This is a genomic window from Microbacterium sp., from assembly GCF_047971895.1.
Lineage (GTDB): Bacteria > Actinomycetota > Actinomycetes > Actinomycetales > Microbacteriaceae > Microbacterium.
Map to the genome: position 1 here is coordinate 1 of NZ_JBKEAF010000091.1, position 23,632 is coordinate 23,632.

Annotated in this window: 24 protein-coding genes and 2 tRNA genes; 9 read left to right on the forward strand and 17 right to left on the reverse strand. The window is 70.3% G+C overall.

Annotated features, from left to right (window positions below):
- The 3 genes from groEL to ACK5IN_RS07205 all read right to left on the reverse strand — a co-directional run.
- A partial coding sequence (groEL, locus tag ACK5IN_RS07195; RefSeq protein WP_416895515.1) for a chaperonin GroEL occupies window positions 1-884 on the reverse strand: 884 nt, incomplete at its 3' end.
- Between the two features lie 98 nt (window positions 885-982).
- A complete protein-coding gene (locus ACK5IN_RS07200; RefSeq protein WP_416895516.1) occupies window positions 983-1,552 on the reverse strand; it encodes a LytR C-terminal domain-containing protein in 570 nt (189 codons plus the stop codon).
- A 45-nt stretch (window positions 1,553-1,597) separates the two neighbouring features.
- Window positions 1,598-1,840, reverse strand: coding sequence for a DUF3263 domain-containing protein (locus tag ACK5IN_RS07205; protein WP_416895517.1), 243 nt, complete (start codon window positions 1,838-1,840; stop codon window positions 1,598-1,600).
- 93 nt (window positions 1,841-1,933) lie between these two features.
- On the opposite strand from ACK5IN_RS07205, the gene msrB reads away from it, so the two are divergent.
- Both msrB and ACK5IN_RS07215 read left to right on the forward strand, forming a co-directional pair.
- Complete coding sequence (gene msrB, locus ACK5IN_RS07210) at window positions 1,934-2,335, forward strand: peptide-methionine (R)-S-oxide reductase MsrB (protein ID WP_416895518.1); 402 nt, start codon at window positions 1,934-1,936, stop codon at window positions 2,333-2,335.
- Window positions 2,332-2,871, forward strand: a complete 540-nt coding sequence (locus ACK5IN_RS07215) for a nitroreductase (RefSeq protein ID WP_416895519.1) — start codon at window positions 2,332-2,334, stop codon at window positions 2,869-2,871. Before msrB ends, ACK5IN_RS07215 begins: the two co-directional genes overlap by 4 nt.
- A gap of 25 nt (window positions 2,872-2,896) precedes the next feature.
- On the opposite strand, the gene ACK5IN_RS07220 is transcribed toward ACK5IN_RS07215, so the two are convergent.
- Window positions 2,897-2,969, reverse strand: a tRNA-Thr gene (locus ACK5IN_RS07220).
- A gap of 215 nt (window positions 2,970-3,184) precedes the next feature.
- Window positions 3,185-4,144 (reverse strand): DsbA family protein, encoded by a 960-nt coding sequence (locus ACK5IN_RS07225; RefSeq protein WP_416895520.1) that lies wholly within the window; start codon window positions 4,142-4,144, stop codon window positions 3,185-3,187.
- A gap of 218 nt (window positions 4,145-4,362) precedes the next feature.
- Here ACK5IN_RS07225 and ACK5IN_RS07230 point away from each other — a divergent pair, with 218 nt between their 5' ends.
- Together ACK5IN_RS07230 and ACK5IN_RS07235 are read left to right on the forward strand one after the other, a co-directional pair.
- On the forward strand, window positions 4,363-5,466 hold the full coding sequence (locus ACK5IN_RS07230) for an ABC transporter ATP-binding protein (protein ID WP_416895521.1): 1,104 nt from the start codon (window positions 4,363-4,365) through the stop codon (window positions 5,464-5,466).
- 7 nt (window positions 5,467-5,473) lie between these two features.
- Window positions 5,474-6,775, forward strand: coding sequence for a DUF4032 domain-containing protein (locus ACK5IN_RS07235; RefSeq protein ID WP_416895522.1), 1,302 nt, complete (start codon window positions 5,474-5,476; stop codon window positions 6,773-6,775).
- A 3-nt stretch (window positions 6,776-6,778) separates the two neighbouring features.
- On the opposite strand, the gene ACK5IN_RS07240 is transcribed toward ACK5IN_RS07235, so the two are convergent.
- From ACK5IN_RS07240 to ACK5IN_RS07260, 5 genes are all read right to left on the reverse strand, one after another.
- The gene (locus tag ACK5IN_RS07240) at window positions 6,779-7,420 is read right to left on the reverse strand and encodes an NAD(P)-dependent oxidoreductase (RefSeq protein WP_416895523.1); all 642 of its coding nucleotides are present in this window, start codon (window positions 7,418-7,420) and stop codon (window positions 6,779-6,781) included.
- Between the two features lie 93 nt (window positions 7,421-7,513).
- Complete coding sequence (rlmB, locus tag ACK5IN_RS07245; RefSeq protein WP_416895524.1) at window positions 7,514-8,521, reverse strand: 23S rRNA (guanosine(2251)-2'-O)-methyltransferase RlmB; 1,008 nt, start codon at window positions 8,519-8,521, stop codon at window positions 7,514-7,516.
- The gene (gene cysS, locus ACK5IN_RS07250) at window positions 8,514-9,893 is read right to left on the reverse strand and encodes a cysteine--tRNA ligase (RefSeq protein ID WP_416895525.1); all 1,380 of its coding nucleotides are present in this window, start codon (window positions 9,891-9,893) and stop codon (window positions 8,514-8,516) included. The genes rlmB and cysS overlap by 8 nt, the downstream gene beginning before the upstream one ends.
- A gap of 45 nt (window positions 9,894-9,938) precedes the next feature.
- The gene (ispD, locus tag ACK5IN_RS07255) at window positions 9,939-11,102 is read right to left on the reverse strand and encodes a 2-C-methyl-D-erythritol 4-phosphate cytidylyltransferase (protein WP_416895526.1); all 1,164 of its coding nucleotides are present in this window, start codon (window positions 11,100-11,102) and stop codon (window positions 9,939-9,941) included.
- 46 nt (window positions 11,103-11,148) lie between these two features.
- A complete protein-coding gene (locus tag ACK5IN_RS07260) occupies window positions 11,149-11,631 on the reverse strand; it encodes a CarD family transcriptional regulator (RefSeq protein ID WP_416895527.1) in 483 nt (160 codons plus the stop codon).
- A 134-nt stretch (window positions 11,632-11,765) separates the two neighbouring features.
- On the opposite strand from ACK5IN_RS07260, the gene ACK5IN_RS07265 reads away from it, so the two are divergent.
- Entirely contained in the window at window positions 11,766-12,242 is a 477-nt protein-coding gene (locus ACK5IN_RS07265; protein ID WP_416895528.1) for a DNA modification methylase, read from the forward strand.
- Between the two features lie 75 nt (window positions 12,243-12,317).
- Here the strand turns inward: ACK5IN_RS07265 and ACK5IN_RS07270 are convergent, their stop codons facing one another.
- From ACK5IN_RS07270 to ACK5IN_RS07285, 4 genes are all read right to left on the reverse strand, one after another.
- Entirely contained in the window at window positions 12,318-13,067 is a 750-nt protein-coding gene (locus ACK5IN_RS07270) for a phosphoglyceromutase (RefSeq protein WP_416895529.1), read from the reverse strand.
- Between the two features lie 9 nt (window positions 13,068-13,076).
- Entirely contained in the window at window positions 13,077-14,153 is a 1,077-nt protein-coding gene (locus tag ACK5IN_RS07275) for a YgfZ/GcvT domain-containing protein (RefSeq protein ID WP_416895530.1), read from the reverse strand.
- On the reverse strand, window positions 14,150-14,755 hold the full coding sequence (locus ACK5IN_RS07280; protein WP_416895531.1) for an FABP family protein: 606 nt from the start codon (window positions 14,753-14,755) through the stop codon (window positions 14,150-14,152). Before ACK5IN_RS07280 ends, ACK5IN_RS07275 begins: the two co-directional genes overlap by 4 nt.
- A gap of 133 nt (window positions 14,756-14,888) precedes the next feature.
- A complete protein-coding gene (locus ACK5IN_RS07285) occupies window positions 14,889-15,197 on the reverse strand; it encodes a hypothetical protein (RefSeq protein WP_416895532.1) in 309 nt (102 codons plus the stop codon).
- An 84-nt stretch (window positions 15,198-15,281) separates the two neighbouring features.
- Between ACK5IN_RS07285 and ACK5IN_RS07290 the strand changes: the two genes are divergently transcribed.
- Genes ACK5IN_RS07290 through ACK5IN_RS07300 form a run of 3 tightly spaced genes read left to right on the forward strand, consistent with a single transcriptional unit; the run spans window position 15,282 to window position 19,087 of the window.
- Window positions 15,282-15,971: a response regulator transcription factor gene (locus ACK5IN_RS07290; RefSeq protein WP_416895533.1), complete on the forward strand. Its 690-nt coding sequence runs from the start codon at window positions 15,282-15,284 to the stop codon at window positions 15,969-15,971.
- Window positions 15,972-15,983: 12 nt separating this feature from the next.
- Window positions 15,984-18,152 (forward strand): RNA degradosome polyphosphate kinase, encoded by a 2,169-nt coding sequence (locus ACK5IN_RS07295; RefSeq protein ID WP_416895534.1) that lies wholly within the window; start codon window positions 15,984-15,986, stop codon window positions 18,150-18,152.
- Window positions 18,149-19,087, forward strand: coding sequence for an NUDIX hydrolase (locus ACK5IN_RS07300; RefSeq protein ID WP_416895535.1), 939 nt, complete (start codon window positions 18,149-18,151; stop codon window positions 19,085-19,087). Before ACK5IN_RS07295 ends, ACK5IN_RS07300 begins: the two co-directional genes overlap by 4 nt.
- A 176-nt stretch (window positions 19,088-19,263) precedes the next feature.
- On the opposite strand, the gene ACK5IN_RS07305 is transcribed toward ACK5IN_RS07300, so the two are convergent.
- Together ACK5IN_RS07305 and ACK5IN_RS07310 are read right to left on the reverse strand one after the other, a co-directional pair.
- Complete coding sequence (locus tag ACK5IN_RS07305; RefSeq protein ID WP_416895536.1) at window positions 19,264-20,148, reverse strand: aminodeoxychorismate lyase; 885 nt, start codon at window positions 20,146-20,148, stop codon at window positions 19,264-19,266.
- A gap of 259 nt (window positions 20,149-20,407) precedes the next feature.
- The gene (locus ACK5IN_RS07310) at window positions 20,408-21,046 is read right to left on the reverse strand and encodes a DNA-directed RNA polymerase subunit beta (RefSeq protein WP_416895537.1); all 639 of its coding nucleotides are present in this window, start codon (window positions 21,044-21,046) and stop codon (window positions 20,408-20,410) included.
- A 228-nt stretch (window positions 21,047-21,274) separates the two neighbouring features.
- On the opposite strand from ACK5IN_RS07310, the gene ACK5IN_RS07315 reads away from it, so the two are divergent.
- Window positions 21,275-21,346: transfer RNA gene (locus ACK5IN_RS07315), tRNA-Lys, on the forward strand.
- A 2-nt stretch (window positions 21,347-21,348) separates the two neighbouring features.
- Here ACK5IN_RS07315 and ACK5IN_RS07320 read toward each other — a convergent pair.
- Window positions 21,349-23,583 (reverse strand): MMPL family transporter, encoded by a 2,235-nt coding sequence (locus ACK5IN_RS07320; protein ID WP_416895538.1) that lies wholly within the window; start codon window positions 23,581-23,583, stop codon window positions 21,349-21,351.
- Window positions 23,584-23,632 lie beyond the last annotated feature (49 nt).

Below are 23,632 nucleotides of genomic sequence, written 5' to 3' on the forward strand. Positions count from 1 at the left end.
CCGGTGAGGATCGCGATGTCCTGCAGCTGCGCCTTGCGACGGTCGCCGAAGCCGGGTGCCTTCACGGCGGCCGACTTGAAGATGCCGCGGATCTTGTTCAGCACCAGCGTCGCGAGAGCTTCGCCCTCGACGTCCTCGGCGATGATGAGGAGCTCCTTGCCCTCCTGGATCACCTTGTCGACGATGGGCAGAAGGTCCTTGATGTTCGAGATCTTCTGGTTGGCGATGAGCACGTACGGGTCCTCGAAGACCGCCTCCTGGCGGTCGGGGTCCGTGACGAAGTAGGGGTTGATGTAGCCCTTGTCGAAGCGCATGCCCTCGGTGAGCTCGAGCTCGGTGCCGAAGGTCTGCGACTCCTCGACCGTGACGACGCCTTCCTTGCCGACCTTGTCGATCGCCTCGGCGATCAGCTCGCCGATCTCGGTGTCGCCGGCGGAGATGGATGCCGTCGCGGCGATCTCCTCCTTGGTCTCGACCTCCTTGGCGCCGGTCAGCAGCTGCTCGGTCAGCGCCTGGACGGCCTTCTCGATGCCGCGCTTGAGCGCGATCGGGTCGGCGCCGGCGGCGACGTTGCGCAGGCCCTCGCGGACGAGCGCCTGAGCGAGGACCGTAGCGGTCGTGGTGCCGTCACCAGCGACGTCGTCGGTCTTCTTGGCGACCTCCTTGACCAGCTCGGCGCCGATCTTCTCGTAGGGGTCTTCGAGCTCGATCTCCTTGGCGATCGACACACCGTCGTTCGTGATCGTGGGGGCACCCCACTTCTTCTCGAGCACGACGTTGCGGCCGCGGGGACCAAGCGTCACCTTCACCGCGTCGGCCAGGATGTTGAGGCCGCGCTCGAGGCCGCGACGGGCCTCTTCATCGAAAGCGATGATCTTTGCCATGTGTTGTCGTCCCTCCCGGACGTAGCGTGAGTCTTTAGCACTCAGATACAGCGAGTGCTAATCCATTCTGGCACTCGACAGGGGGGAGTGCAAGCCGGTCAGGGAGTGGGTGCCGGTGTGGGAGTCGCCACCCGATCGAGACCTATGACCACGGTCAGCTGCTTCTGGTCGGGGCTCTGCAGGTAGTCGGTGCTCTCGGCGATCTCGGCGCCGCCGATCACCTCGGCAAGGCCCGCGGCCGCCGCTTCGTCGCCGGGGTGGGCGTAGTACACGGTCGTGGTGCGAAAGTCCTGCGACCCGGCTTCGCTCGCGAGCACCTGTGGGGGCGCCCATCCGGCGGCGAGGATGTCGTCGGTGAGCCGGGTGGCCAGGCCCTGCACGGGTGTGGCGTTGAGCACCAGCACGTCGAACGCGGTGTCGATGACCGGCGTGATCTCTGGCTCGGGGCTGGCGGTGGGCGTCGGCTCGGGCGGCGAGAAGCCGATGCGCCCCGACGCGACGAGCGTGCCGAACACGCCGGCGGCGATCAGCACCAGGGTCGCCGCGGCCGCCCACAGGAAGATGGCACCGCCCCGCAGACGCGGGTTCTCGGCACGGTGGGCGCCGACGCGACCGCGTTCGGCCGGGATCTCATCGAAGCGATCCCGGGGGAAGGTCTCATTCGGCACCCCACGATGCTACCGGCAGCGTCGCCGCCGGCTCGCAGCGTGCGCTCACGGGGCCGCGCGAGCGATGCGCGCCTGCTCACGGGCGTCGCGCACCCGGCGCAGACGCTTGACGAGCATCGGGTCGTGCGCGATCGCGTCACCGGTGTCGATGAGCCGGCCGAGCAGCTGGTAGTAGCGGGCAGGCGACATGCCCAGGTCGGCGCGGATCGCCTCTTCCTTCGCCCCGCGGTGGCGACGCCACTCTGCCTCGAACGCGAGGATGGCGCGATCGCGGTCGTCCAGTGGCATGAGCCCACGCTAGCCGCAGGCATCCAGGATCCTCCGATGGCACGCCCGCACCGCCCTGATGGGGGTTGAATAGGAGGGCAGGAGGATTCAGCGATGACGTACAGCGTGGACAAGACAGACGATCAGTGGCGCGCGGAGCTCACACCCGAGCAGTTCGCGGTGCTGCGGCAAGCCGGCACCGAGCGGCCGTGGACAGGCGAGCTGCTCGACGAGCACCGGGCGGGTCTGTACACCTGCGCCGCCTGCGGCGCAGAGCTGTTCCAGAGCGGCACCAAGTTCGACTCCCACTGCGGGTGGCCGAGCTTCTACGAGTCGATCCGCCCCGAGGCGGTCGAGCTGCTCGAGGACCGCAGCCTCGGCATGCAGCGCACCGAGGTGCGCTGCGCGAACTGCGGCGGTCACCTCGGGCACGTCTTCCCCGACGGCTTCGGCACGCCGACCGGCGACCGCTACTGCATGAACTCGGTGTCGCTGTCGTTCACTCCCGAGACATGAGTGCACTCGACGCGGTGCGCGCGCGGCGGTCGTGGTCGAAGGTGACGGATACTGCGCCCACCCGTGCCGAGCTCGAGACCCTGGTGTCGGCGGCCGGCCGCGTCGCCGACCACTCGTCGCTGCGACCCTGGCGGCTCATAGAGCTGCGCGGCGCCGACCGCGAGCACCTCGGTGCGGCGATCGCCCAGGCCCAGAGCGACAGGCATCCATCGTCCAAACCGCTGCGCGCTCCCCTGCTGATCGCCGTTGTCGTCAGCCTGAAGAAGAGCGACAAGGTGCCCGCGTGGGAGCAGGAGGCGGCCGCCGCCGGCGTCGCGCACACCCTGAGCCTGCTGCTCGACGAAGCCGGCTGGGGCGTCATCTGGCGTACCGGCGGGTACACCCGCAGCGAGCCGGTGGCGAAGCTGCACGGCCTGAAGAAGCGCGAGCGGCTGCTGGGCTGGCTCTACGTCGGCGGCAAGCCCGACGACAAGCATCCCGGCCGCCGCGCCGCCGTCGACGCCCGACACCACATCACGCGCCTCCCCGGATCCTGACGCGGCGGCGGCGCGGAGAACACAGAGCCGACTGCGGGACTCGAACCCGCGACCGCCTGTTTACAAGACAGGTGCTCTACCAGCTGAGCTAAGTCGGCGACGCCCGCAGTTCCGGGCGGTCGTGCATACCGAGTCTAGAGCGTGCGCTGCGCACCCTGCGTGCGCGCAGCATGGAATCGCACGAGTGTCCCCTCTGGATGCGTGACCCGCGGCAGTCGTAGGCACGGATTCTGACACGCTGTCACGCCGCCGACGCGGCAGAGAGGGAGACGGACGCCTTTCGCCCCGGAGTCGACCCGGGCGGAGATCCGCCCTACTTGGTCGCGGTGGGCGTGGGGGTCGGGGTCGCCGTGTAGTACGCGTGGCTCGACAGCGTGAGCACGAACTGCGAGAACTCCTTGGGGTCGTCGAGCGCCCCGACGTAGGGCACGCCGTTGACGAGCACGAGCGGCGCACCGGTCAACGTGACGCCGTCCGTGCCGGGCAGGCTGCCGTCCAGCGCACGCGTGGTGGCTTCCTGCACCCATGAGACGAAGTTCTGGCCCTCGATGCACGCACGGATCCGCTTGGGCGCATCGGCACCGGCGGCGATCGCCATATCGGCGAGTGCACTGTCGGCGATGCCGTCGCTGTCGATGACCGGCTGACGCTCGAGCAGCGCGTTGTTGAAGGTGTAGAAGGCGTCCGGGGCGAAGTGCGCCACGCACGCGGCCGCGCCCGCCGCGCGCAGCGAGTACTTCGTGCCGTTCGACTTCGGCGTCAGCAGCGCCACCGGGTGATACGACAGGGTCGCCGCACCCTCGGAGACCCACTCGGCGAGCTGGGTTGCGTTGGCCAACTGGAACTGCTGCGCACCCGGCGACAGATAGTCGACGTAGACGGCGATGTCGACGGCACGCGGGTCGACCGTGGCCGACTCTGTGGGCGTCGGGCTGGGGCTGTCGGTCGGCGTGGGGTCGCCGCTGGCGGGCACTTCGGCCAGTGCCCCGCTGCTCGTGTCGGCGGTGCCGGCAACGGTGCCGACGACCTCGACCTGGATGCCGTCGTTGAGCATGTTCGACGGCGTGAACTGGGGCTTGGCCGCGGTGGAGGTGACGGTCCAGGTGACGGCGACGGCGGCCGCGGCTACGACGGCCACGATCACGGTGGCGATCGACACTCCTCGGATGACACGCGCCTTCGACTGCTGCGCGTGCACCTGCAGTGCCTTCTCACGCACGGCCGCACGTCGATCGCGGGGGGCCGGGGCGTCGGGGGTCTCGTCGCTCGCCATGAATCCTCTTGCATCTCATCCGGACGGTGTCCGGGCATGCCGTCCGGGAGGCGGCAACTCAACGATGCTAGCCACGCAGGCTGAGAAAAAACCCAGACGCGGCACCGTCCGACGCGTCTGGCATACTGAACGTGCGCCCGGCGACGGGCGCGCGGGAGCCCCCGCATCCATCACTACGGATCGTCCGGCACGTACCTGCCGGTGAAGGAGAAGAGAGCATGGCATCAGTCACGTTCGAAAGCGCCACACGCCTGTACGCGGGGGGCGCGCGCCCCGCCGTGGACAAGCTCAACCTCGAGGTCGGCGACGGAGAGTTCCTCGTCCTGGTCGGTCCGTCCGGCTGCGGCAAGTCCACGTCGCTGCGCATGCTGGCCGGTCTCGAAGAGGTCAACTCCGGCCGGATCCTCATCGGCGACCGCGACGTCACCGACGTGCCGCCGAAAGACCGCGACATCGCGATGGTGTTCCAGAACTACGCGCTATACCCGCATATGACCGTCGCCGAGAACATGGGCTTCGCCTTGAAGATCGCGGGCGTGAAGAAAGAGGAGCGCGCCGCCCGCGTGCTCGAGGCCGCCAAGCTTCTCGACCTCGAGGACTACCTCAGCCGCAAACCGAAGGCACTCTCGGGCGGTCAGCGCCAGCGCGTCGCCATGGGCCGCGCGATCGTGCGTCAGCCGCAGGTGTTCCTCATGGATGAGCCGCTGTCGAACCTCGATGCGAAGCTGCGGGTGCAGACGCGCACGCAGATCGCGTCGCTGCAGCGTCGCCTGGGCGTCACCACCGTCTACGTCACACACGACCAGACCGAGGCGCTGACCATGGGCGACCGCATCGCGGTGCTCAAGGACGGCATCCTGCAGCAGGTCGGTTCGCCGCGCGACCTGTACGAGAAGCCGAGCAACGTCTTCGTCGCCGGGTTCATCGGCTCGCCCGCCATGAACCTGTTCCCGGCCGACCTCGTCGAGGGCGGGGTCACGTTCGGCACGCGGGTGATCGGTGTGGAGGCCGAGACCCTGGGCCGTGCGCACGGCTCTTCGGTGACGCTCGGCGTGCGGCCCGAGGACATCGTGGTCGACCCCGACGACGGCGAAGGCCTCACCGTGCACGTCGACCTCGTCGAAGAGCTCGGCGCCGACGGATACCTGTACGGTCACGCCGACATCGAGGGCACGCGCGTCGATCTCGTGGCCCGCGTCGACGGCCGCCGCCACCCCAATGCCGGCCAGACCGTCATCCTCGCCCCCGTCCCCGGCCACGTTCACGTGTTCGACATCGAGTCGGGCGAGCGCCTCACCGACAAGGCGATCGCCTCGGCGTGATCCGCGCATGTCGGCGGCGCTGAGCATCGCGGCCAGCGCCGTCGACCCCGGCCTGCTCGCGCTGCCGGGGTCGACGGCGCTCGCCGAGTGGCCCAGTCGAGACATCGTCTGGCTGCCGAAGGGCCTGTCGCGCCACCTGGTGCGGTTCGCGAACCTATCGGGGCGCGTCGTCGCCATCAAGGAGACGACCGCCGAGATGGCACGTCGCGAGTACGAGATGCTCGGCAGCCTGACCCGGATGGACGTGCCCTGCGTCGAGCGGGTGGCGGTGATCGACGGACGAGGGGATGCCTCCGGCGCACCGCTGCCCGCAGCGCTCGTGACCGCGCACCTGAAGTTCGCGCTCCCCTACCGGGCACTGTTCACGCAGACGCTGCGCCCGCACACGGCCTCGCGACTGGTCGACGCGCTGGCCCTGCTGCTCGTGCGCCTGCACACGATGGGGTTCTTCTGGGGCGACGTATCGTTGTCGAACACGCTCTTCCGCCGCGACGCGGGCGCGTTCGCGGCCTACCTCGTCGATGCCGAGACCGGCGAGCTGCACGAGGCCGGGCTCACCCACGGCCAGCGCGAGCACGACCTGGACGTGGCACGCACGAACATCGCCGGCGAGATCATGGATCTCGAAGCGGGCGGGCGTCTGGAGGGCGGGGTGGATGCCGTGGCCGTCGCCGACGGCATCGTCTCGTCATACCGCTCGCTGTGGTCGGCGCTCACCGACAAGGAGACGTTCGCCACCAACGAGGCATGGCGCATCACCGAGCGGGTGCGACGGCTCAACGACATCGGCTTCGACATCGGCGAGATGTCGATCGAGACCGAGCGGGACGGCACCCGGGTCTCGATCACTCCGAAGGTCGTGGATGCCGGGTATCATCAGCGGCGCCTGCTGCGTTTGACCGGGCTCGACGTCGAGGAGAACCAGGCCCGCCGGCTGCTCAACGACCTGGACGAGTTCCGGGCGCGCGTCTCACGGCTCGGCTCGGACGAGGAGATGGTCGCCCACGAGTGGCTCACGCGCGTGTTCGAGCCCGTCGTCAAGGCCATCCCGTTCGAATTGCGCGCCAAGCTCGAACCGGCCGAGGTGTTCCACCAGCTGCTCGAGCACCGCTGGTACATGTCGCAGGCGCGCGGGGAGTCGGTGCCGCTGGCCGAGTCCCTCGCGTCGTACATCGACGACGTGCTGCGCCATCGCCGCGACGAGGCGACCGTGATGGGCCCGCCGGAGACGATGGCGCTGACCGTGGTGTCCGACGCGGCCGCCGACGACAGCGGCTCGGGCGAGGTCGACTGGCGCGACCTCGTCTGACCGTCAGTAGCCGACCGCGAAACGCTCGCGGCGGTGCTTCGGCTGCTCGATCTCGTCGAGCACGGCCACACCCAGGTCTGCGCCGGAGATGAACGAGTCGCCCTTCTCGTCAACGACCAGCACATCGCCGCCGTCGCGGTAGGCGCCGGTGCGCTCGCCCGGGTTCCACGCGCCGAACCCGCCGGCCGGGTGCACATAGAACCAGTCGCGGGAGGCAGCGGTGCGGCGCAGGTCCTCGAGCACGCCGTAGGCCTCGAGCGCCTCGGGCTTGTACTCGGGTGTGAATCCGTCGGTGTCGACCAGCCGGGGGCCGCCCGGCTCGACGAGACTGCCGCCGGCGCCGCCGATGACACCGACACGGACGTCCTCGGGCAGCACCTCGATCAGCTCCGCCGTCTGGGTGCGCACCTTGCCGAGCATGTCGCCGCGCGCGGCGACGGTCGAGACGACGACGTCGACGCCCGCGAGCTGTGCGACGAGACCGGCGACGTCGAGCAGCGTGCCCTCGAGATAGAGGGCGCCCTCGACGCGCTCGGCCGGTAGCGTCCGGGCGATCGACACGACGTCGTGCCCACGGCTCACCGCCTCGGCGACGATGTGACCGCCGGCGTAGCCGGTCCCTCCGATGACGGCGATGTGAGCCATGGCGTTCCCTTCTCGAACGGTGTTGTCTCTCGATTCAAGCAGCGGGAGCCCGCATCCATTCCCCCGCCATGGCGGGCTCCATGGTGTCGCATCTCAGGACGGCGAGCGCAGCGCAGACACCTGGTAGAGGGCGACGGATGCCGCGATGCCGGCGTTGAGCGACTCGGTCGCCGCATCGATCGGGATCGACACGATCTGGTCGCACGTCTCGGTGACCAGCCGCGACAGTCCTCTGCCCTCCGAGCCCACGACGATGACGACGGGGCGATCGGCCAGCTGCAGCGCCGGGAGCGAGACATCCCCGCCCCCATCCAGCCCCAGCACGAACACGCCCTGCTTCTTGAGCTCCTTCAGCGTGTTCGTGAGGTTCGATGCCAGCGCGACGGGCACGCGCGCCGCGGCCCCCGCGCTGGTCTTCCACGCGGCCGAATTGACCCCGGCAGAGCGGCGCTGCGGGATGATCACACCTTGCCCGCCGAACGCGGCAGTGGAGCGGATGATCGCCCCGAGGTTGCGCGGGTCGGTGACCCCGTCGAGGGCGACGAACAGCGGTGTGCCGCCGTCGTCGATGACGCTCTCGAGCAGATCCTGCGGGTGGGCGTATTCGTACGGCGGCACCTTCAGCGCCACCCCCTGGTGCACGCCGTCGAACCCGGCCATGCGGTCGAGCTCGGGGCGCGTGACCTCGAGCACCGCCAGATCTCGGTTCTTCGCGATCGACAGCATCTCCTTGATGCGGTCGTCCAGCTCGACCCGCTGCGCGATGTACAGCGCCGTGGCGGGGATCTTCGCCCGCAGCGCCTCGAGCACCGAGTTCCGGCCGGTGACCGTCTCGGTGTCATCGCTCTGCCTCGGCCGGGCGCCGGAGCCCCGGCCCTGCCCGCCGCCTCCTGGTCCCCGAGCCTGTCGAGGCGTGGAACGCCCGCCGGCGGCCGCATAGCGTTCCTGCGCGGCCTTGCGCTTGCCTGCCGGATGCCACGCGCGATCCTCGGCCTTCGGGGTCGGCCCCTTGCCCTCCAGGGAGCGCTTGTTCTTGCCGCCGGTGCCCTTGGTGGGGCCCTTCTTGCCCTTGCTCGCGCCGGGGCGCCCTGGCTTAGCCATCGATGCTCCAATGTGTGCCGTCGGCACGGTCTTCGAGAGAGATGCCCGCGTCGGCGATGGCGTCGCGGATGCGGTCTGCCGCCGCCCAGTCCTTGTCTGCGCGCGCCCGTGCACGCTGCGCGACCATGGTCTGGATGAGCGCGTCCAGCGCGGAGGTCATCGCCCCGGCGCCACCGGACGGCCAGCGCGCGTCGAGGGGATCGATGCCGAGGATGCCGGCCATGGCAGCGACCTGACGTGCCGCAGCGTGCGCGGCATCCGTCTGTCCGCTGTCGAGCGCGGCATTCCCTGCGCGAACGGCCTCGTGCAGCACGGCGAGCGCCTGCGGCACACCGAGGTCGTCGTCCAGCGCCGCAGCGAACGCCTGCGGCAGCTCGCCGCCGGCGGACGGGGACGCGGCGCGGGTGAGGAAGGTGCGGATGCGGTCGAGGGCCGCCTCGGCCTCGGCGAAGGACGCCGTCGTGATGGCCAGGCTCGACCGGTAATGCGCCGCACCGAGCGCGTAGCGCACCACGAGCGGGTCGTACGTGGCGAGCAGGTCGCGCGCGAGCACGACGTTGCCGAGCGACTTCGACATCTTCTGATCGCCGACGGTGACCAGGCCGTTGTGCACCCAGAACCGGGCGAACGCGTCGCCGGCGGCCGCCGACTGGGCCAGCTCGTTCTCGTGATGCGGGAAGCGCAGGTCGAGACCGCCGCCGTGGATGTCGAACGCGGGCCCGAGGTAGCGTCGCGACATCGCCGAGCACTCGATGTGCCAGCCCGGGCGACCCGGACCCCACGGCGAGTCCCACGTGGCATCCGCCGGCTCGGCCGGCTTCGCGGCCTTCCAGAGGGCGAAGTCGAGCGCGTCGCGCTTGCCGGCATCGGTGTCGGGCGAGGAATCCATCGCGTCGGGCCGCTGGTTGGTCAGCGCGCCGTACTCCGCCCACGAGCGCACGTCGAAGTAGACGCTGCCGTCGGCCGCATACGCGTGCCCGGCATCGATGAGCCGTGCGATGAGCTCCTGCATCTGCGGGATCGACGCCGTCGCGCGCGGCTCGTACGTCGGCGGACGGATGCCGATCGCGGCATACGCCGCCGAGAACTCGAGCTCCATGCGGTAGGCGAGGGCCCACCACGGCTCGGCGTCGGTCGCGTTGGCGAGCACCTTGTCGTCGATGTCGGTGACGTTGCGCACCAGGGTCACGCGACCGAAGCGGTGCTCGAGCCAGCGCCGCAGGATGTCGAAGGCCAGCGCCCCGCGCAGATGACCGATGTGCGGCCCGGACTGCACCGTCGGACCGCAGACGTACATCGAGACGTGCGCCGGGTCGAGCGGTTCGAAGGCGCGCAACTCCCGCGTCCTCGTATCGAAGAGCCGCATGTTCACCGCACCAGACTACCGGCGCGGGCAGTGCCGCGATCGAGCCTGCCGTCAGTCCGGCAGCAGCAGGGCGACGGCGAATGCGGCGACGCCCTCGCCCCGGCCGGTGGGGCCGAGTCCGTCGGTGGTCGTCGCCGACACCGAGACCGATGCCCCGCCCAGCGCGGCCGACAGCGTCGCCTCGGCCTCGCCCCGGCGTGCGGTGAACCGCGGGCGGTTCGCCTGCACCTGCACCGACACGTTGCCGACCGCCCAGCCGGCCGCGCCGAGCAGTTCGCGCGTGCGGGTCAGGAACACGTCGGCATGCGCCCCGGCGTACTCGGGCTGATCTGTGCCGAAGCGCGTGCCGATGTCGCCGAGACCGGCTGCCGACAGCAGCGCGTCGACGATCGCGTGGGCCACGGCGTCGCCATCCGAGTGCCCCGACAGCGCCGGCTCGCCGGGCCACTCCAGACCGGCCAGCCACAGGTCTCCCTCGCCACCGTATGCGTGCACGTCGGTACCGACGCCGACCCGGGGTGCGGCCGGCACGACCAACGCTCGGGCACGCTCGAGGTCGGCCGGCGTGGTGATCTTGAACGCCAGGGCGTCCCCGGCGACGACCCGCACCGGGTGCCCGCCCGCTGCCACGAGGGCTGCGTCGTCGGTGTGCTCGTCGACCGCGGTCGCGTAGGCGGCATCGAGCATCGCGCGCGGAAAGCCCTGCGGGGTCTGCGCGGCGGCCAGCTGTGACCGGTCGACGGCCTCGGTCACGCGCTGACCCTCGACGCGCTTGACGGTATCGACCACCGGGAGCACCGGCACGACCCCCTCGCCCGACGCGTCGACAGCCGCGACGACCCGGTCGAACACGGCTGCGGGAGTGAGCGCCCGGGCGGCATCGTGCACGAGCACGACCTCGACATCGGCCCACACTGCGGCCAGGCCCGCGACGACCGAGGCCTGCCGAGTCGAGCCGCCGGTGACGACGGCGACCAGGTCTCGGCGCTCCCCGGCCGCTTCGAGCGCATCGGTCGCCGCATCGCCTTCCCGCCCGGGCGGCGCCACGACGACGACCTGTGCCGGCGACGCGGCGAACACGCGCTGCAGGGCGTGGCGCAACACGGTGTGCGCACCGATGCCGACGAACGCCTTCGGCACGTCGGCACCCAGACGCGTGCCCGACCCGGCGGCGACGACGATGATCGCGACGCGGGGAACGGGGAGGATGCTCACGCGTCGAGACTACCCGCGCGCGGCACCGCCCGGCGCTGCCGATGGATCAGGAGGCGAGGACCTCGTCGAGCACGACGGACGCCTGCTCCTCGTCGGTCTTCTCGGCGAGCGCGAGCTCGGAGATGAGGATCTGGCGGGCCTTGGCCAGCATCCGCTTCTCTCCCGCCGAAAGGCCGCGGTCCTGATCGCGGCGCCACAGGTCGCGGACGACCTCGCTCACCTTGATGACATCGCCGGAGGCGAGCTTCTCGAGGTTCGCCTTGTACCGGCGCGACCAGTTCGTAGGCTCTTCGGTGAAGGGTGCGCGCAGCACTTCGAACACCCGCTCGAGCCCCTCCTTGCCGATGACGTCGCGAACGCCGACGAGGTCGACGTTGTCTGCCGGGACCTCGATGACCAGGTCACCCTGCGTCACGTTGAGCTTGAGGTACTTCTTCGCCTCACCCTTGATGACGCGTTCCTTGACCTCGATGATCTTCGCCGCCCCGTGGTGCGGGTAAACGACCGTTTCGCCAACCTCAAAAAGCATGCAGCAATGTCCTTTCGGCAACCTCCAGAATACCACAGGCGTCATACGCTAAGGTTTGCCCCCGCACCCGCACCCGGCCGTCGACGGAACCCCATAGAATGCTCTGAGAGTCCATCCCCATCCCTGGAGGATCCGTGAAATCGCGCCTTGTCGTATCCGTCGCCCTCGGTGCCGCCGTCGTCCTCGGAACGGCGGGCTGCACCTTCATGACCCCGCAGAGCACGACGATCCAGTACTCCCCCGCCGACGGCGTGAACGTCGACGGCTCGAAGCCCCTCGAAGTGCTCAACGCGGTCGTCGTGGCCAACGACGAGGGCACGGCGGGCAACCTCATCGCCGCCATCGTCAACCCCACCGACCAGCAGCTCACGCTGCGCATGGAGGTCGGCGAGGCCCGCACCCCCGCAACGGTGCGCGTACCGGCCGGCGCGGTGGTGAGCCTCGGCACCGAGGGCACGCCGCCGCTGCCCCTCGTGAACTTCGACACCGCGCCCGGGGCGAACGTGTCGATCTACTTCCAGTCCGGCGACGTCAACGGCATCGAGACGCTCGTGCCCGTCGTCGACACGTCGCTGCCCTACTACGCAGATCTCGGTCCCACCTCCGACTGAGGCGTTCAGGCCTCGAACCGGTAGCCGAGCCGCTGCAGATCGTGGCCTCGTCGGCCGCGCCCGACGAGGCCTGGCTCAGCCCTTGCCCTGGCCGGCGACGGCCGCGGCGCCGGCCGCGGCGGCCTCCGGGTCGAGATACTCCCCCGGGCCGAGCGGCATGAAGTCGTCGCCGAGGCGATACACGAGCGGGATGCCGGTGGGGATGTTCAGCGCGGCGATGTCGTCGTCGCCGATGCCTTCGAGGTGCTTCACGAGCCCCCGCAGCGAGTTGCCGTGCGCGGTGACCAGCACCGTCTTGCCCGCGGCCAGATCCGGGACGATCTCGCCCTCCCAGTACGGCAGCAGCCGGTCGATGACGATCTTCAGCGACTCGGTGCGCGGCACCTCGCCGTCGATGCCGGCATAGCGCGGGTCGCCGACCTGGCTGTACGGGTCGTCGTCGGCGATCGGGGGCGGAGGCACATCGAACGAGCGGCGCCACAGCATGAACTGCTCCTCGCCGAACTCCTCGAGCGTCTCGGCTTTGTTCTTGCCCTGCAGCGCGCCGTAGTGGCGCTCGTTGAGCCGCCATGACCGCTTCACCGGGATCCACAGCCGGTCGGCGGCGTCGAGGGCGATGTCGGCGGTCTGGATGGCACGGCTCAGCAGCGATGTGTAGAGGATGTCGGGGTGCAGCCCCGAATCGGCGAGCAGCTCACCGCCGCGCCGCGCCTCGGCTTCGCCGAGCTCGGTGAGTCGCACGTCGACCCACCCGGTGAACTGGTTGGACTTGTTCCACTCGCTCTGGCCGTGGCGAAGCAGGATCAACGTGTGCGGGGCGCTCATCACCCCAGCTTATTGCGACTCCTGCGGCGTGCGCCGCGCACTGCCCAGCCGGGGAATGCGGGGGACGGATGCCGTCGCTCCGGCGTCCGCCGGCACGATCACCTCCTGCGCGGCGCCGATCGCGGTGCCGTCCGCGTCGACGACGAGGTCGGCGTCGGCCGGTGTCGAGCGTCGCACCAGGGCCAGCGCGATCGGGCCGTCCTCGTAGTGCCGTACGGCGGAGGTGACGACGCCGACCTCGCTGTCGCCCGCGCGCACGGCATCGCCGTGCACCGGGAGCACGCTGTCGGATCCGTCGAGGTGCAGCAGCACGAGACGGCGCGGCGGGTGGCCGAGGTTGTGCACCTTGGCCACCGTCTCCTGGCCGCGGTAGCAGCCCTTGGCCAGATGCACCGCGGTGCGCAGCCAGTCGACCTCGTGCGGAATCGTGCGCTCGTCGACCTCGGCGCTGCGGCGCGGCCGCCAGGCGGCCACCCGCAACGCGTCGGCGGCGAGCAGGCCCGCGAGCGCGCCGGGCTCTGCACGCTCCGCGAGCTCGGACCACGCGCCGGTCGGCACGATCGCCTCGACCCACTCCCACGCGGCGCCGGGGTGCGGGTCGGCCGGTGCATAGCCCCAGCCGCCGGCGGTCACTCCCGGCCACGGGTCGTGCCAGACCAGCGGTACGTCGTGCGGCGCGGCGACCAGCTGCCCCGGCACGGCCCCGGTGCCGACCGCGCCGATCACCGCGTACTCGTCGGCCGGGCGCAGTTCGACCGCGGCGCGGAAGCGCATGCGCTGCAGCCAGGTCAGCAGCGGGTCGGCGTCGGGTGCGTCGACGAGCAGCCACGTGGTCTCGCCGTCGTCGATCACGCCGGCGGCGTGCTCGACGCGCCCCTGCGGATCGAGCACGAGCAGCTCGGTGCTCTCCCCCGGCTGCAGCGCCGTCAGCGCCTGCGAGGTGATCGAGTCGAGCCACGTCAGCCGGTCGGGGCCGGTCGCCGCCAGCACGCGGCGGTCGCCGAGCGGGGCGAGGGCGCGCCCCGCCGCCAGGGCACGCTGCTCTGCGAGGGGGTTCCCGAAGTGCTGGGCGAACGCGTCGGTCATTCCGCGCGCGCCAATCGGGCCGACGCGTGCGAGCTCAGCTCGCCGCCGAACGCGGCGATGTCCCACGCCCACAGCAGGTGCTGATCGACGAGGCCGTACATGCGGGTCGCCGCGGTGTACTCCCTGGATCCGGCGGTGCGCACGACCATATCGGTGGCGAGGTCGATGCGAGGACCCGAGATCTGCCCCAGGTACAGCTCGCTGATGCCGTCGGAGTGCACGATGGCGACCTCGACGGCGAACCCGCCATCCGCGGTGCGCAGCTCTTCGACGTCGTCCGCGGTGCGCGGGGCGGCCGGCACGCGCGGAGGCAGCAGGCCCGGCCCGGCGTCCGCGTCGGTCGCCGGCCGGGACAGACGCCAGAAGCCGGTCTCGGCGACCAGCGGAGTGCCCTGCGGTCCGTCGGCGTCGGCGAGCCAGCCGTGGGCCGCGTAGTTCAGGTACGCGCCGCCGTCGTGGCTGAAGCTCACCCGGTGTGCGAACTCGCCCGTGTAGCGGTGACCGTCGGCCTCATAGTCGATGACTCCCGAGCCCTCCCACACGCCGAGCAGCCAGGCGAACGGCACCACGTCCGCGGGGAGATTGGTCGGCAGATCGAACACGACGAGAACGTCAGCGCTGACCGCGATACAGGTTGACGATCACCGCACCAGAGACGAAGACGATCGCCAGCGATGCGAGGCCGAGCAACCCGACGAAGAACAGTTCGAGGGCGACGAGATCCATGCCTCTACCTTATCCCGTCCCGTTCGGAATGAGCGCGGCCAGGCCGAACACCGCCGACACCAGGCCGATCGCGATCGTCGCGCCCACGGCGCTGAGCGCCACGCGGTCGATGAAGCCCTTCGACCGAACCACCCACAGCTGCACGACGAACGCCGCGACGATGCAGCCGCCCAGCCCGACGGCCATCCAGGCCATACGTCCGTCGGGCGGCACGACCACTCCGACGGCGACACCGATGACCGCGCCGAGCACCCACACGGCGATGACCCCGCCGACGGTGCTGCGGGGGGCGAGCTCGGGAACCGGCTGCTCTTCCATACACACATCATCCCGCACCGCGATGTGTCGCGCATCTATCATGGAGGAACGATGGCGGGCCCCGCCCGCAGGAGAGGCATCAGCGTGGCCCACATCCTCGTCTTGAGCTCGGCGACCCCGCAGGCGCCTGCGCTGCCCGCGCTCGACCTCCTCGGCCACACGGTCCGCCAGATCCCCGCAGAGCCGGCGGCGCTGGTGAACGCACCCTCCGCCGACCTGATCTTTGTCGACGGCCGCGGCGACCTGGTCGCCGTGCGCTCGCTGTGCCGGATCCTCACTACCACCGGGCTCAGCGCCCCGCTGCTGCTCATCGTCGGCGAGGGCGGGTTCGCCGCCGTGAACGCCGAATGGGGCATCGACGACGTCGTGCTCGCCACCGCGGGCCCGGCCGAGGTCGACGCCCGCGTGCGGCTGGCGATCGATCGACCGGGCGTCGACCAGGTGCCCACCCGCATCCAGACCTCCGGGATCACCATCGACGAGGCGTCCTACTCGGCAAAGGCGAACGGGCGCCCGCTCGACCTGACCTACAAGGAGTTCCAGCTGCTGCACTTCCTGGCCACTCACCCCTCCCGCGTGTTCACCCGGGAGCAGCTGGTGAGCGAGGTGTGGGGGTACGACTACTTCGGCGGCACCCGCACCGTCGACGTGCATGTGCGGCGGCTGCGTGCCAAGCTCGGCGACCAGGAGCAGCTCATCGGCACGGTGCGCAACGTCGGCTATCGTTTCAACGCGGCGGAGGAAGACGCCGTTCCTGCCGTGGCCGCGCCCTGACATGATGAAGGTGTGCTGGAGACGACGATTTCGGATGCCGGGCTCGGCGATGCCGACGACGACGATTTCGATGAGGCCGTCGAGGTGTTCGACGCACAGCTGCCGGAGAACCGCTACCTCGATCGCGAACTGAGCTGGCTCGCGTTCAACCAGCGGGTGCTCGAGCTGGGCGAGGACCCCGATCTGCCGCTGCTGGAGCGATCGAACTTCCTCGCCATCTTCGCGAGCAATCTCGACGAGTTCTTCATGGTGCGCGTCGCCGGCCTGCGCCGGCGCATCCTCACCGGGCTCGCGGTGCCCACCAACGTCGGCCGTTCCCCCGCCGACGTGCTCGCCGACATCTCGGGCGAGGCGTACCGCCTGCAGCTGCGGCACGCCGAGGCGTGGCAGGGTCTGGTGCGCCCCGCGCTCAGCGAGGCGGGCATCGACGTCACCTCGTGGGCAGACCTCGGCGAGGACGACCGGGGGCACCTGCACGACTACTTCCAGAACCAGGTCTTCCCGGTGCTCATGCCGCTCGCAGTCGACCCGGCGCATCCCTTCCCGTACATCTCCGGGCTGTCGCTGAACCTCGCGATCCGCATCCGCAACGCCCGCACGGGGCGACAGGAGTTCGCCCGCCTGAAGGTGCCGCCCATGCTGCCGCGGCTGGTCGAGCTGCCGCGCACGAGCGACACCCTGCGCTATCTGCCGCTGGAAGAGCTCATCGCCAACCATCTGGGTGATCTGTTCCCCGGCATGGAGGTGCTCGACCACCACGCGTTCCGGCTCACCCGCAACGAAGACGTCGAGATCGAAGAGGACGAGACCGAGAACCTCATCCAGGCGCTGGAGGCCGAGCTGCTGCGGCGCCGGTTCGGTCCGCCCATCCGGCTCGAGATCACCGACGACATGGACGAGGTGACCCTCGATCTGCTCGTCAAGGAACTCGACATCACCGACCAGCAGGTGTCTCGGCTGCCCGGGCCGCTCGATCTGCGAGGGCTGTTCGAGCTGTCGCGCATCGACCGGCCCGAGCTGCGCTACCCGCCGCATGTCCCCACGACCGCGGTGGCCTTCCAGCCCGGAGACAACACCGAGCGCGCCGACATCTTCGCCGCGATCCGCAAGGCCGACGTGCTGGTGCACCACCCGTACGAGTCGTTCACCACGAGCGTGCAGGCCTTCCTCGAGCAGGCGGCGCGTGACCCGCACGTACTCGCCATCAAGCAGACGCTGTACCGCACCTCGGGCGACAGCCCCGTGGTGCAGGCGCTCATCGACGCCGCCGAGGCCGGCAAGCAGGTGCTCGCCCTGGTCGAGGTGAAGGCCCGCTTCGACGAAGCGAACAACATCGTCTGGGCGCGCAAGCTCGAGAAGGCCGGCGTACACGTGGTGTACGGGCTGGTGGGGCTGAAGACGCACTGCAAGCTCGTCAACGTCATCCGCGAGGAAGACGGGGTGCTGCGCTCGTACTCGCATATCGGCACGGGCAACTACAACCCGAAGACGAGCCGCATCTACGAGGACTTCGGCCTGTTCACCGTCGACGGTCAGGGCGGCCGCGACCTGACCCGCCTGTTACACGAGCTGAGCGGCTATGCGATCGAGAAGAAGTTCAAGCGTCTGCTGGTCGCTCCCCTGCACCTGCGTAAGGGGCTGCTGCGCCTGATCGACAAAGAGCGCCGCAACGCGGCCGAGGGCAAGCCGGCGGGCATCCGCATCAAGGTCAACTCGATGGTCGACGAGCAGATCATCGACGCGCTCTACCGTGCCAGTCAGGCGGGCGTGCCGGTCGAGATCTGGGTGCGCGGCATCTGCAGCCTGCGGCCGGGTGTCGAGGGGATGAGCGAGAACATCGTGGTGCGGTCGATCCTGGGCCGCTACCTCGAGCACTCGCGCCTCTTCGCGTTCCGCCACAACGACGACCCGCAGGTGTACATCGGCAGCGCCGACATGATGCACCGCAACCTCGACCGCCGGGTCGAGGCTCTCGTGCGCGTGGCGGCGCCGGAGCACATCGCCGAGCTGCACACGCTGTTCGATCTCGCGATGAGCGACGGAACCAGCTCGTGGCATCTCGGCCCGGACGGCGAGTGGATGCGGCACTCGGTCGGCGCCGACGGGCAGCCACTGGTCGACATCCACGACCGCACGATGGCCACGCTCCAGCGCCGCCGGCGGGCGCGGGCGGTGCGATGAGCGAGAAGGCCGTCTACGCGGCCGGCGGTGTCGTCTGGCGGCTGGTGGGCGACAAGCTCAAGGTGCTGCTCATCCATCGCACCAAGTACCGCGACATCACCCTGCCCAAGGGCAAGGTCGACCCCGGTGAGATGCTCGCCGAGACCGCCGCGCGCGAGATCCATGAGGAGACCGGCATCCGCGTGAGCCTCGGCACGCCCGTCGGCGTGTCCCGCTACGAGCTGCCCAGCGGCCGCACGAAGATCGTGCACTACTGGGCGGCCGAGGCGACCGATGCCGCGATCCGCGCGTCACAGTTCGTCCCGAACGGCGAGATCGCCGCGCTCGAGTGGGTGGGGCTGAAGAAGGCCCGTGCGCAGCTGAGCTATCCCGTCGACGTCGAGATCCTCGACGCCTTCACAGCGCTGGTCGACGAAGGAGTGCTGCACACGTTCCCCCTGGTGGTGCTGCGGCACGCGAAGGCCGTCGCGCGTCAGGACTGGGACGGACCGGATGCCGCGCGCCCGCTGACCTCGCGCGGTCGCCGCCAGGCCAAGGGCATCGTGCGCGCGCTGCGCGCATTCGGCGTGCGCAAGATCGTCACCAGCCCCGCGGAGCGGTGCGTGGCCACCGTCGCGCCGCTGGCGAAGGCCACAGGTCGCGTCATCACCCGCACGCCCCTCATCGGCCAGGACGAGTGGGAGCAGGGCACCGCCGACGTGCGCACCGTCATCGGAAAGCGCGTGCGCGCGGGAAAGCCCGCCCTGGTGTGCAGCCACCGACCGGTGCTGCCCAGCATCCTGAACGAACTCGCCCTCGCCACCGGTACCCTGCGCGGGTCGTATCTGAGCAGCGCGTCGGCGCTCGAGCCCGGCGCGTTCTCGGTGGTCCACCTCTCGGCACCGAGCCCCGGATCGGGCATCGTCGCCATCGAGACGCACGCGCCCAAGGACTGAGCGGATCGTCCGCCTTCGCGTCGTCGCGAACGCCGAGGGTCAGGACGTCGCCAGAACGGCGTTCTTCCACATCGCCGGCACCGGCACGCTCATCGAGCACGACGACACCCGCACGATCTTCACCATGCCGTCCGTGCGGGCCACCGACGATGACGTCTCGGGCCGCTTCGGGTAGGTCAGTCGCGCGGCGAGAGCAGGTACGCGTTCAGCCGGGCGGTGAGGTCGGCATCGAGCGGGATGCCGGCGCCGTCGACCGAGACGATCGGCACGGCGAGCCGCACGCTCGACACCAGCCACGCGGCATCCGCCATCACCAGATTCGGCGCGAGCACGGCCTCGTACTCCGCACGCAGACCCTGCTGCCCGAGGAACGCGAACACGCTCAGCTGCGTTGTACCGTGCAGAATACCGGCGCCCGGTGCCGGCGTGGTGAAGCGGTCGCCGTGCCGCAGGATCACCGACGACGTCGGGCCTTCGAGCACGATGCCGTCCGACGAGACGAACACCGCGTCGTCGGCGTCGCGGCGCTTCGCCTCGCGGATGGCGGCCATGTTCACCGCATACGACAGGGTCTTCGCCCCCATCAGCAGCCACGGCGCGCGCTCGGGCGCGGCGCTGTCGAAGCCGCGGTCGAGGGTCACGACCCGAACGCCCTCCACGCGCACCCGCGTGTTGTCGGGGGCGGTCGCCGCGGTCACCCACGCGGTCGGCGTCGGGCCGTGCTCGACGCCCCGGCTGAGGATGAGCTTGATCACCGACTCGCCCCGGCCGCACTGCGCCGCAGCCCGCGCGACCGCCTGACGCCACTGCGCGACGTTCGGCTCGGGCAGGTCGCACAGGCGTGCCGAGTGCACGAGCCGTTCGAGGTGCGCCGTCACCTCCTGCGCATGCCCGTCGATCACCCCGATCGACTCGAAGATGCCGTCGCCGCGCTGTGTGCTCAGCTCCCCGACGCTCAGCGCGGGTGCGGCCGGGTCGACGACGGTGAAAGTGTCGGCGAAATCCGAGAGCACAGCGTCGGATGCCGCGGGCTCGATCATGAGGCAGAAGCGCCAGGTCATGCCTCGAGCCTATGCGCTCGGGAATGCCGCACCCGACGTCTCCGTTACACTGGTCGAGCCGGGCCGCAGTAACCCCGGGCTCCATCTTCTGCCGCTTCGAGCGGCCTCGCGCCGAGAGGCGTTCTGCGGCCCGGCACTTCCACGTCCGGCGCACCAGGGCACTGTCGCGTCCGGCGCACCATGCGTCCACTCGCCGCGTTCTGCGGGCACCTCCCGCACATCGTGACAAGTGAGCGCGTGAGGGCCGTGGGCCCGGGGTTCAGGTCAGCGACTCGCGGCGCCACAGGCGGGCGCACGCGGCGAGGTCACCGGCGTACGTCGACAGGCGCAGCGCCCGCGTGGTCAGCGTCGAGGCACGCTCGGACTCAGTGCTCTCGTAGTCGTCGGCGAGATGCGTCGCACCCGTGGCCTGCACGCGGCAGAACGCCGCGGCCCGCTCGAGGGCGACGGCGAAGTCCCCCTGGAACAGTCCGCGCAGGATCGTGTCGATGAGGGCGACGAGCTCGTCCGGTCCGGCCGACGCCGGGGCACCGGCCACGACCGCATCGGCCGAGGCGAGCTCGGTGCGCCCGCGCTCGTACAGCAGCGCCGCCGTATGCGGGTCGTCGTGGATCATGAGCTGCAGCAGGTATAGCCGCCACAGCGCGCCCGGCAGAGTGCGTGCCGGCGACCGCGACCACAGCTCGGCGATGTCGTCGATGCCGTGCCGGCCGGTGAACGCGATGAGCCGCTCGACCACCGCGTCGTCGGGGTTCGCCCGCACCCGGTTCAGCAGCGCAGATGCGGTCGAGTGCGCGATGCGCGAGACCTCGGCCGGGTCCTCGGCGGCGAACAGCCGGTCGAGCACCTCGGCGGGGCGTCGCACCGGCCGGTGGAAGCCGCGGTTCTCATCGGTCACCGTGCAAGGCTACCCGCCCTGATTGAGACGGATGTGGTTGCCCGCGGGGTCGCGGAAGGCGCTGTCGCGCGGACCCGAGTCCTGCTGGATCGGCCCCTGCAGCACGTCGGCTCCCCGCGCTCGGCTGCGCTCGACACGCCGCGAGCGTCGCGAGGCGCTGCGGGATGGATGCCACGGGCACAACGCTGGCGAAACCCAGCGCGCGGGCGGCCAGTAGGGTGGAATAACGCCCCCGTAGCTCAGAGGCAGAGCAACCGGCTTTTAACCGGTGGGTCGAGATATCGTAATTCTCCGGGGGCACATCACAGGTCTCCGTCAGACCTTCGGCGCGCGCTCACCGCATCTCGAGATCCCAGTCGTGAGGGCCACCAGATCGCCCGCCCGATGTCGTACGACACCGCGGGTATGAGCAGCGAACGCACGACGAACGTGTCGAGCAGCACGCCGAACGCGACGATGAACGCGAGCTGCGCGAGGAACAGGATCGGGATGACCCCGAGCGCTGCGAACGTCGCCGCGAGCACGAGGCCGGCCGACGTGATCACTCCCCCGGTCGCGACGAGACCGCGCAGGATGCCGGGGCGCGTGCCGAATCGCATGGACTCTTCGCGCACACGCGTCATGAGAAAGATGTTGTAGTCGACGCCCAGTGCCACGAGGAACACGAAACCGTACAGCGGTACGGCCGGGTCGGCACCGGGGAATCCGAGAACGTGGTTGAAGACGAGCGCCGATACGCCCATCGCGGCGCCGAACGACACGACGACGCTCAGCACGAGCAGCAGCGGCGCCAGCAGCGACCGCAGCAGCAGCGTGAGGATGAAGAAGATCACGACGAGCACGATCGGGATGATGAGCGTGCGGTCGCGGATCGACGTCTCGTTCGTGTCGATGTCGGTTGCGGTGACGCCGCCCACGAGCGCGACCCCTGTGCCCAACCCGGCGTCGAGTGCGTCGCGCACGCCACGCACGGTGTCTTCGGCGACGAACGAGTCGGCGGTGTCGACAAGGGTCGCCACGACGAGCACGTCGCCATCGGACACGGTCGCGGTCGGCGCGGGCGCATCCGGCGGGCCGGGGACTGTGAGCATGGCCTCGCCTGCCTCAATCTCGACCACGGCCTGCCCTGTGAACGAGTCCGCCGACGCCACCGCCACCGTGTCGATGCCGTCGGCGGCCGCGAGCGTCTCGGCGACGGCGACGAGGTCGCCCTCGGGGGCGACGACGTACACGGGGCTACCCGACCCTCCCGCGAAGTGCTCGGCGAGCACCTGCTGCCCGTCGCGCGCCTCGGACGTGCCGAGCACCAGTTCACTCGAGGGCACGCCATCGGCCTTCAGCTGGGCGACGCCGACGGATGCCGCGAGGAGCACCACCGTCGCGACGATCCACACCGGCCGGGCATGCCGCGACACGAACCTCGCCTGCCGCGGCCACACACCGCGCACGGGCTCGTCGAACGAGGCGGGGATCGCGTTCGCGCCGGGCGTGGGCAGGAACGGCCAGAAGGCGGCGCGCCCCACGAGCGCGAGCAGCGCAGGCAGGAACGTGAGCGCCGACAGCATGGCGAATGCGATGCCGATCGATGCGATGGGGCCGAGCGCGCGGTTGGTCGCCAGGTCCGACAGCAGCAGACACAGCAGCCCGGCGATGACCGTGCCGCCAGAGGCGAGGATCGGTTCGAACGCGCCGCGCCACGCCGACAGGACGGCATCCCATCGTCCCGCGCCTTCGGATGCCGCCTCGCGATACCGCGCGACGAACAGCAGGGCGTAGTCGGTGGCCGCACCGATCACGAGGATGAACAGGATCCCCTGCACCTGCCCGTTCAGCACGACGATCTCAGCCTTGGCGAGCCACCACACCGTCAGCAGTGCGACGCACAGCGCGAACACCGAGGTCATCAGCACGAGCAGCGGCAGCAACGGCGACCGGTACACGATAACGAGAATGAGGAACACTGCGATGAGCGCGACCGCCAGCAGCAGTCCATCGATACCGAGGAAGCCCTCGACGAGGTCAGCGGTGAAGCCGGCTGGCCCCGTCACCCACGCCTGCAGGTCCGCGCGCAGCGTTTCGCCGAGTTCGGCACGCAACGCCTCGACGGTATCGATGACCGAGCCGCCCGCGTCGATCGGCACGAAGAACTGCGCGGCCTCGCCGTCGTCCGAGAGCACGGGCGGCGACACATCGCCGCCGACCCCCGGGACCGCGGCGAGCGCGGCCGTGAGATCGGCCAGGTCGCTCAACTCGGCGTCGGTGAGCGCCCCATCGCCGGTCACCACGATGACCGCGGGGATCGTATCGCCGCCGACGAATTCGGGCAGGCGTTCCTGCACCTGGGTCGACTCGGCACTGTCGGGCAGGTAGGCCGACTGCTCGTTGCTCGACACCTCGTCGACCTTGCCGAAGTACGGTCCGCCCACGGCGGCGCCCGCGAGCCACACAAGGACGAGTACGACCGGGACGCCGATGCGCAGCCAACCCGGGACAGAGCGCTGCGCGCGGTACGGGAGGCGGCCGCGCTCGCGCTGTATGCGTAGCGACCGGCGAGTCGGTGCCGTCACCCGGCCAGCATACGCGCCG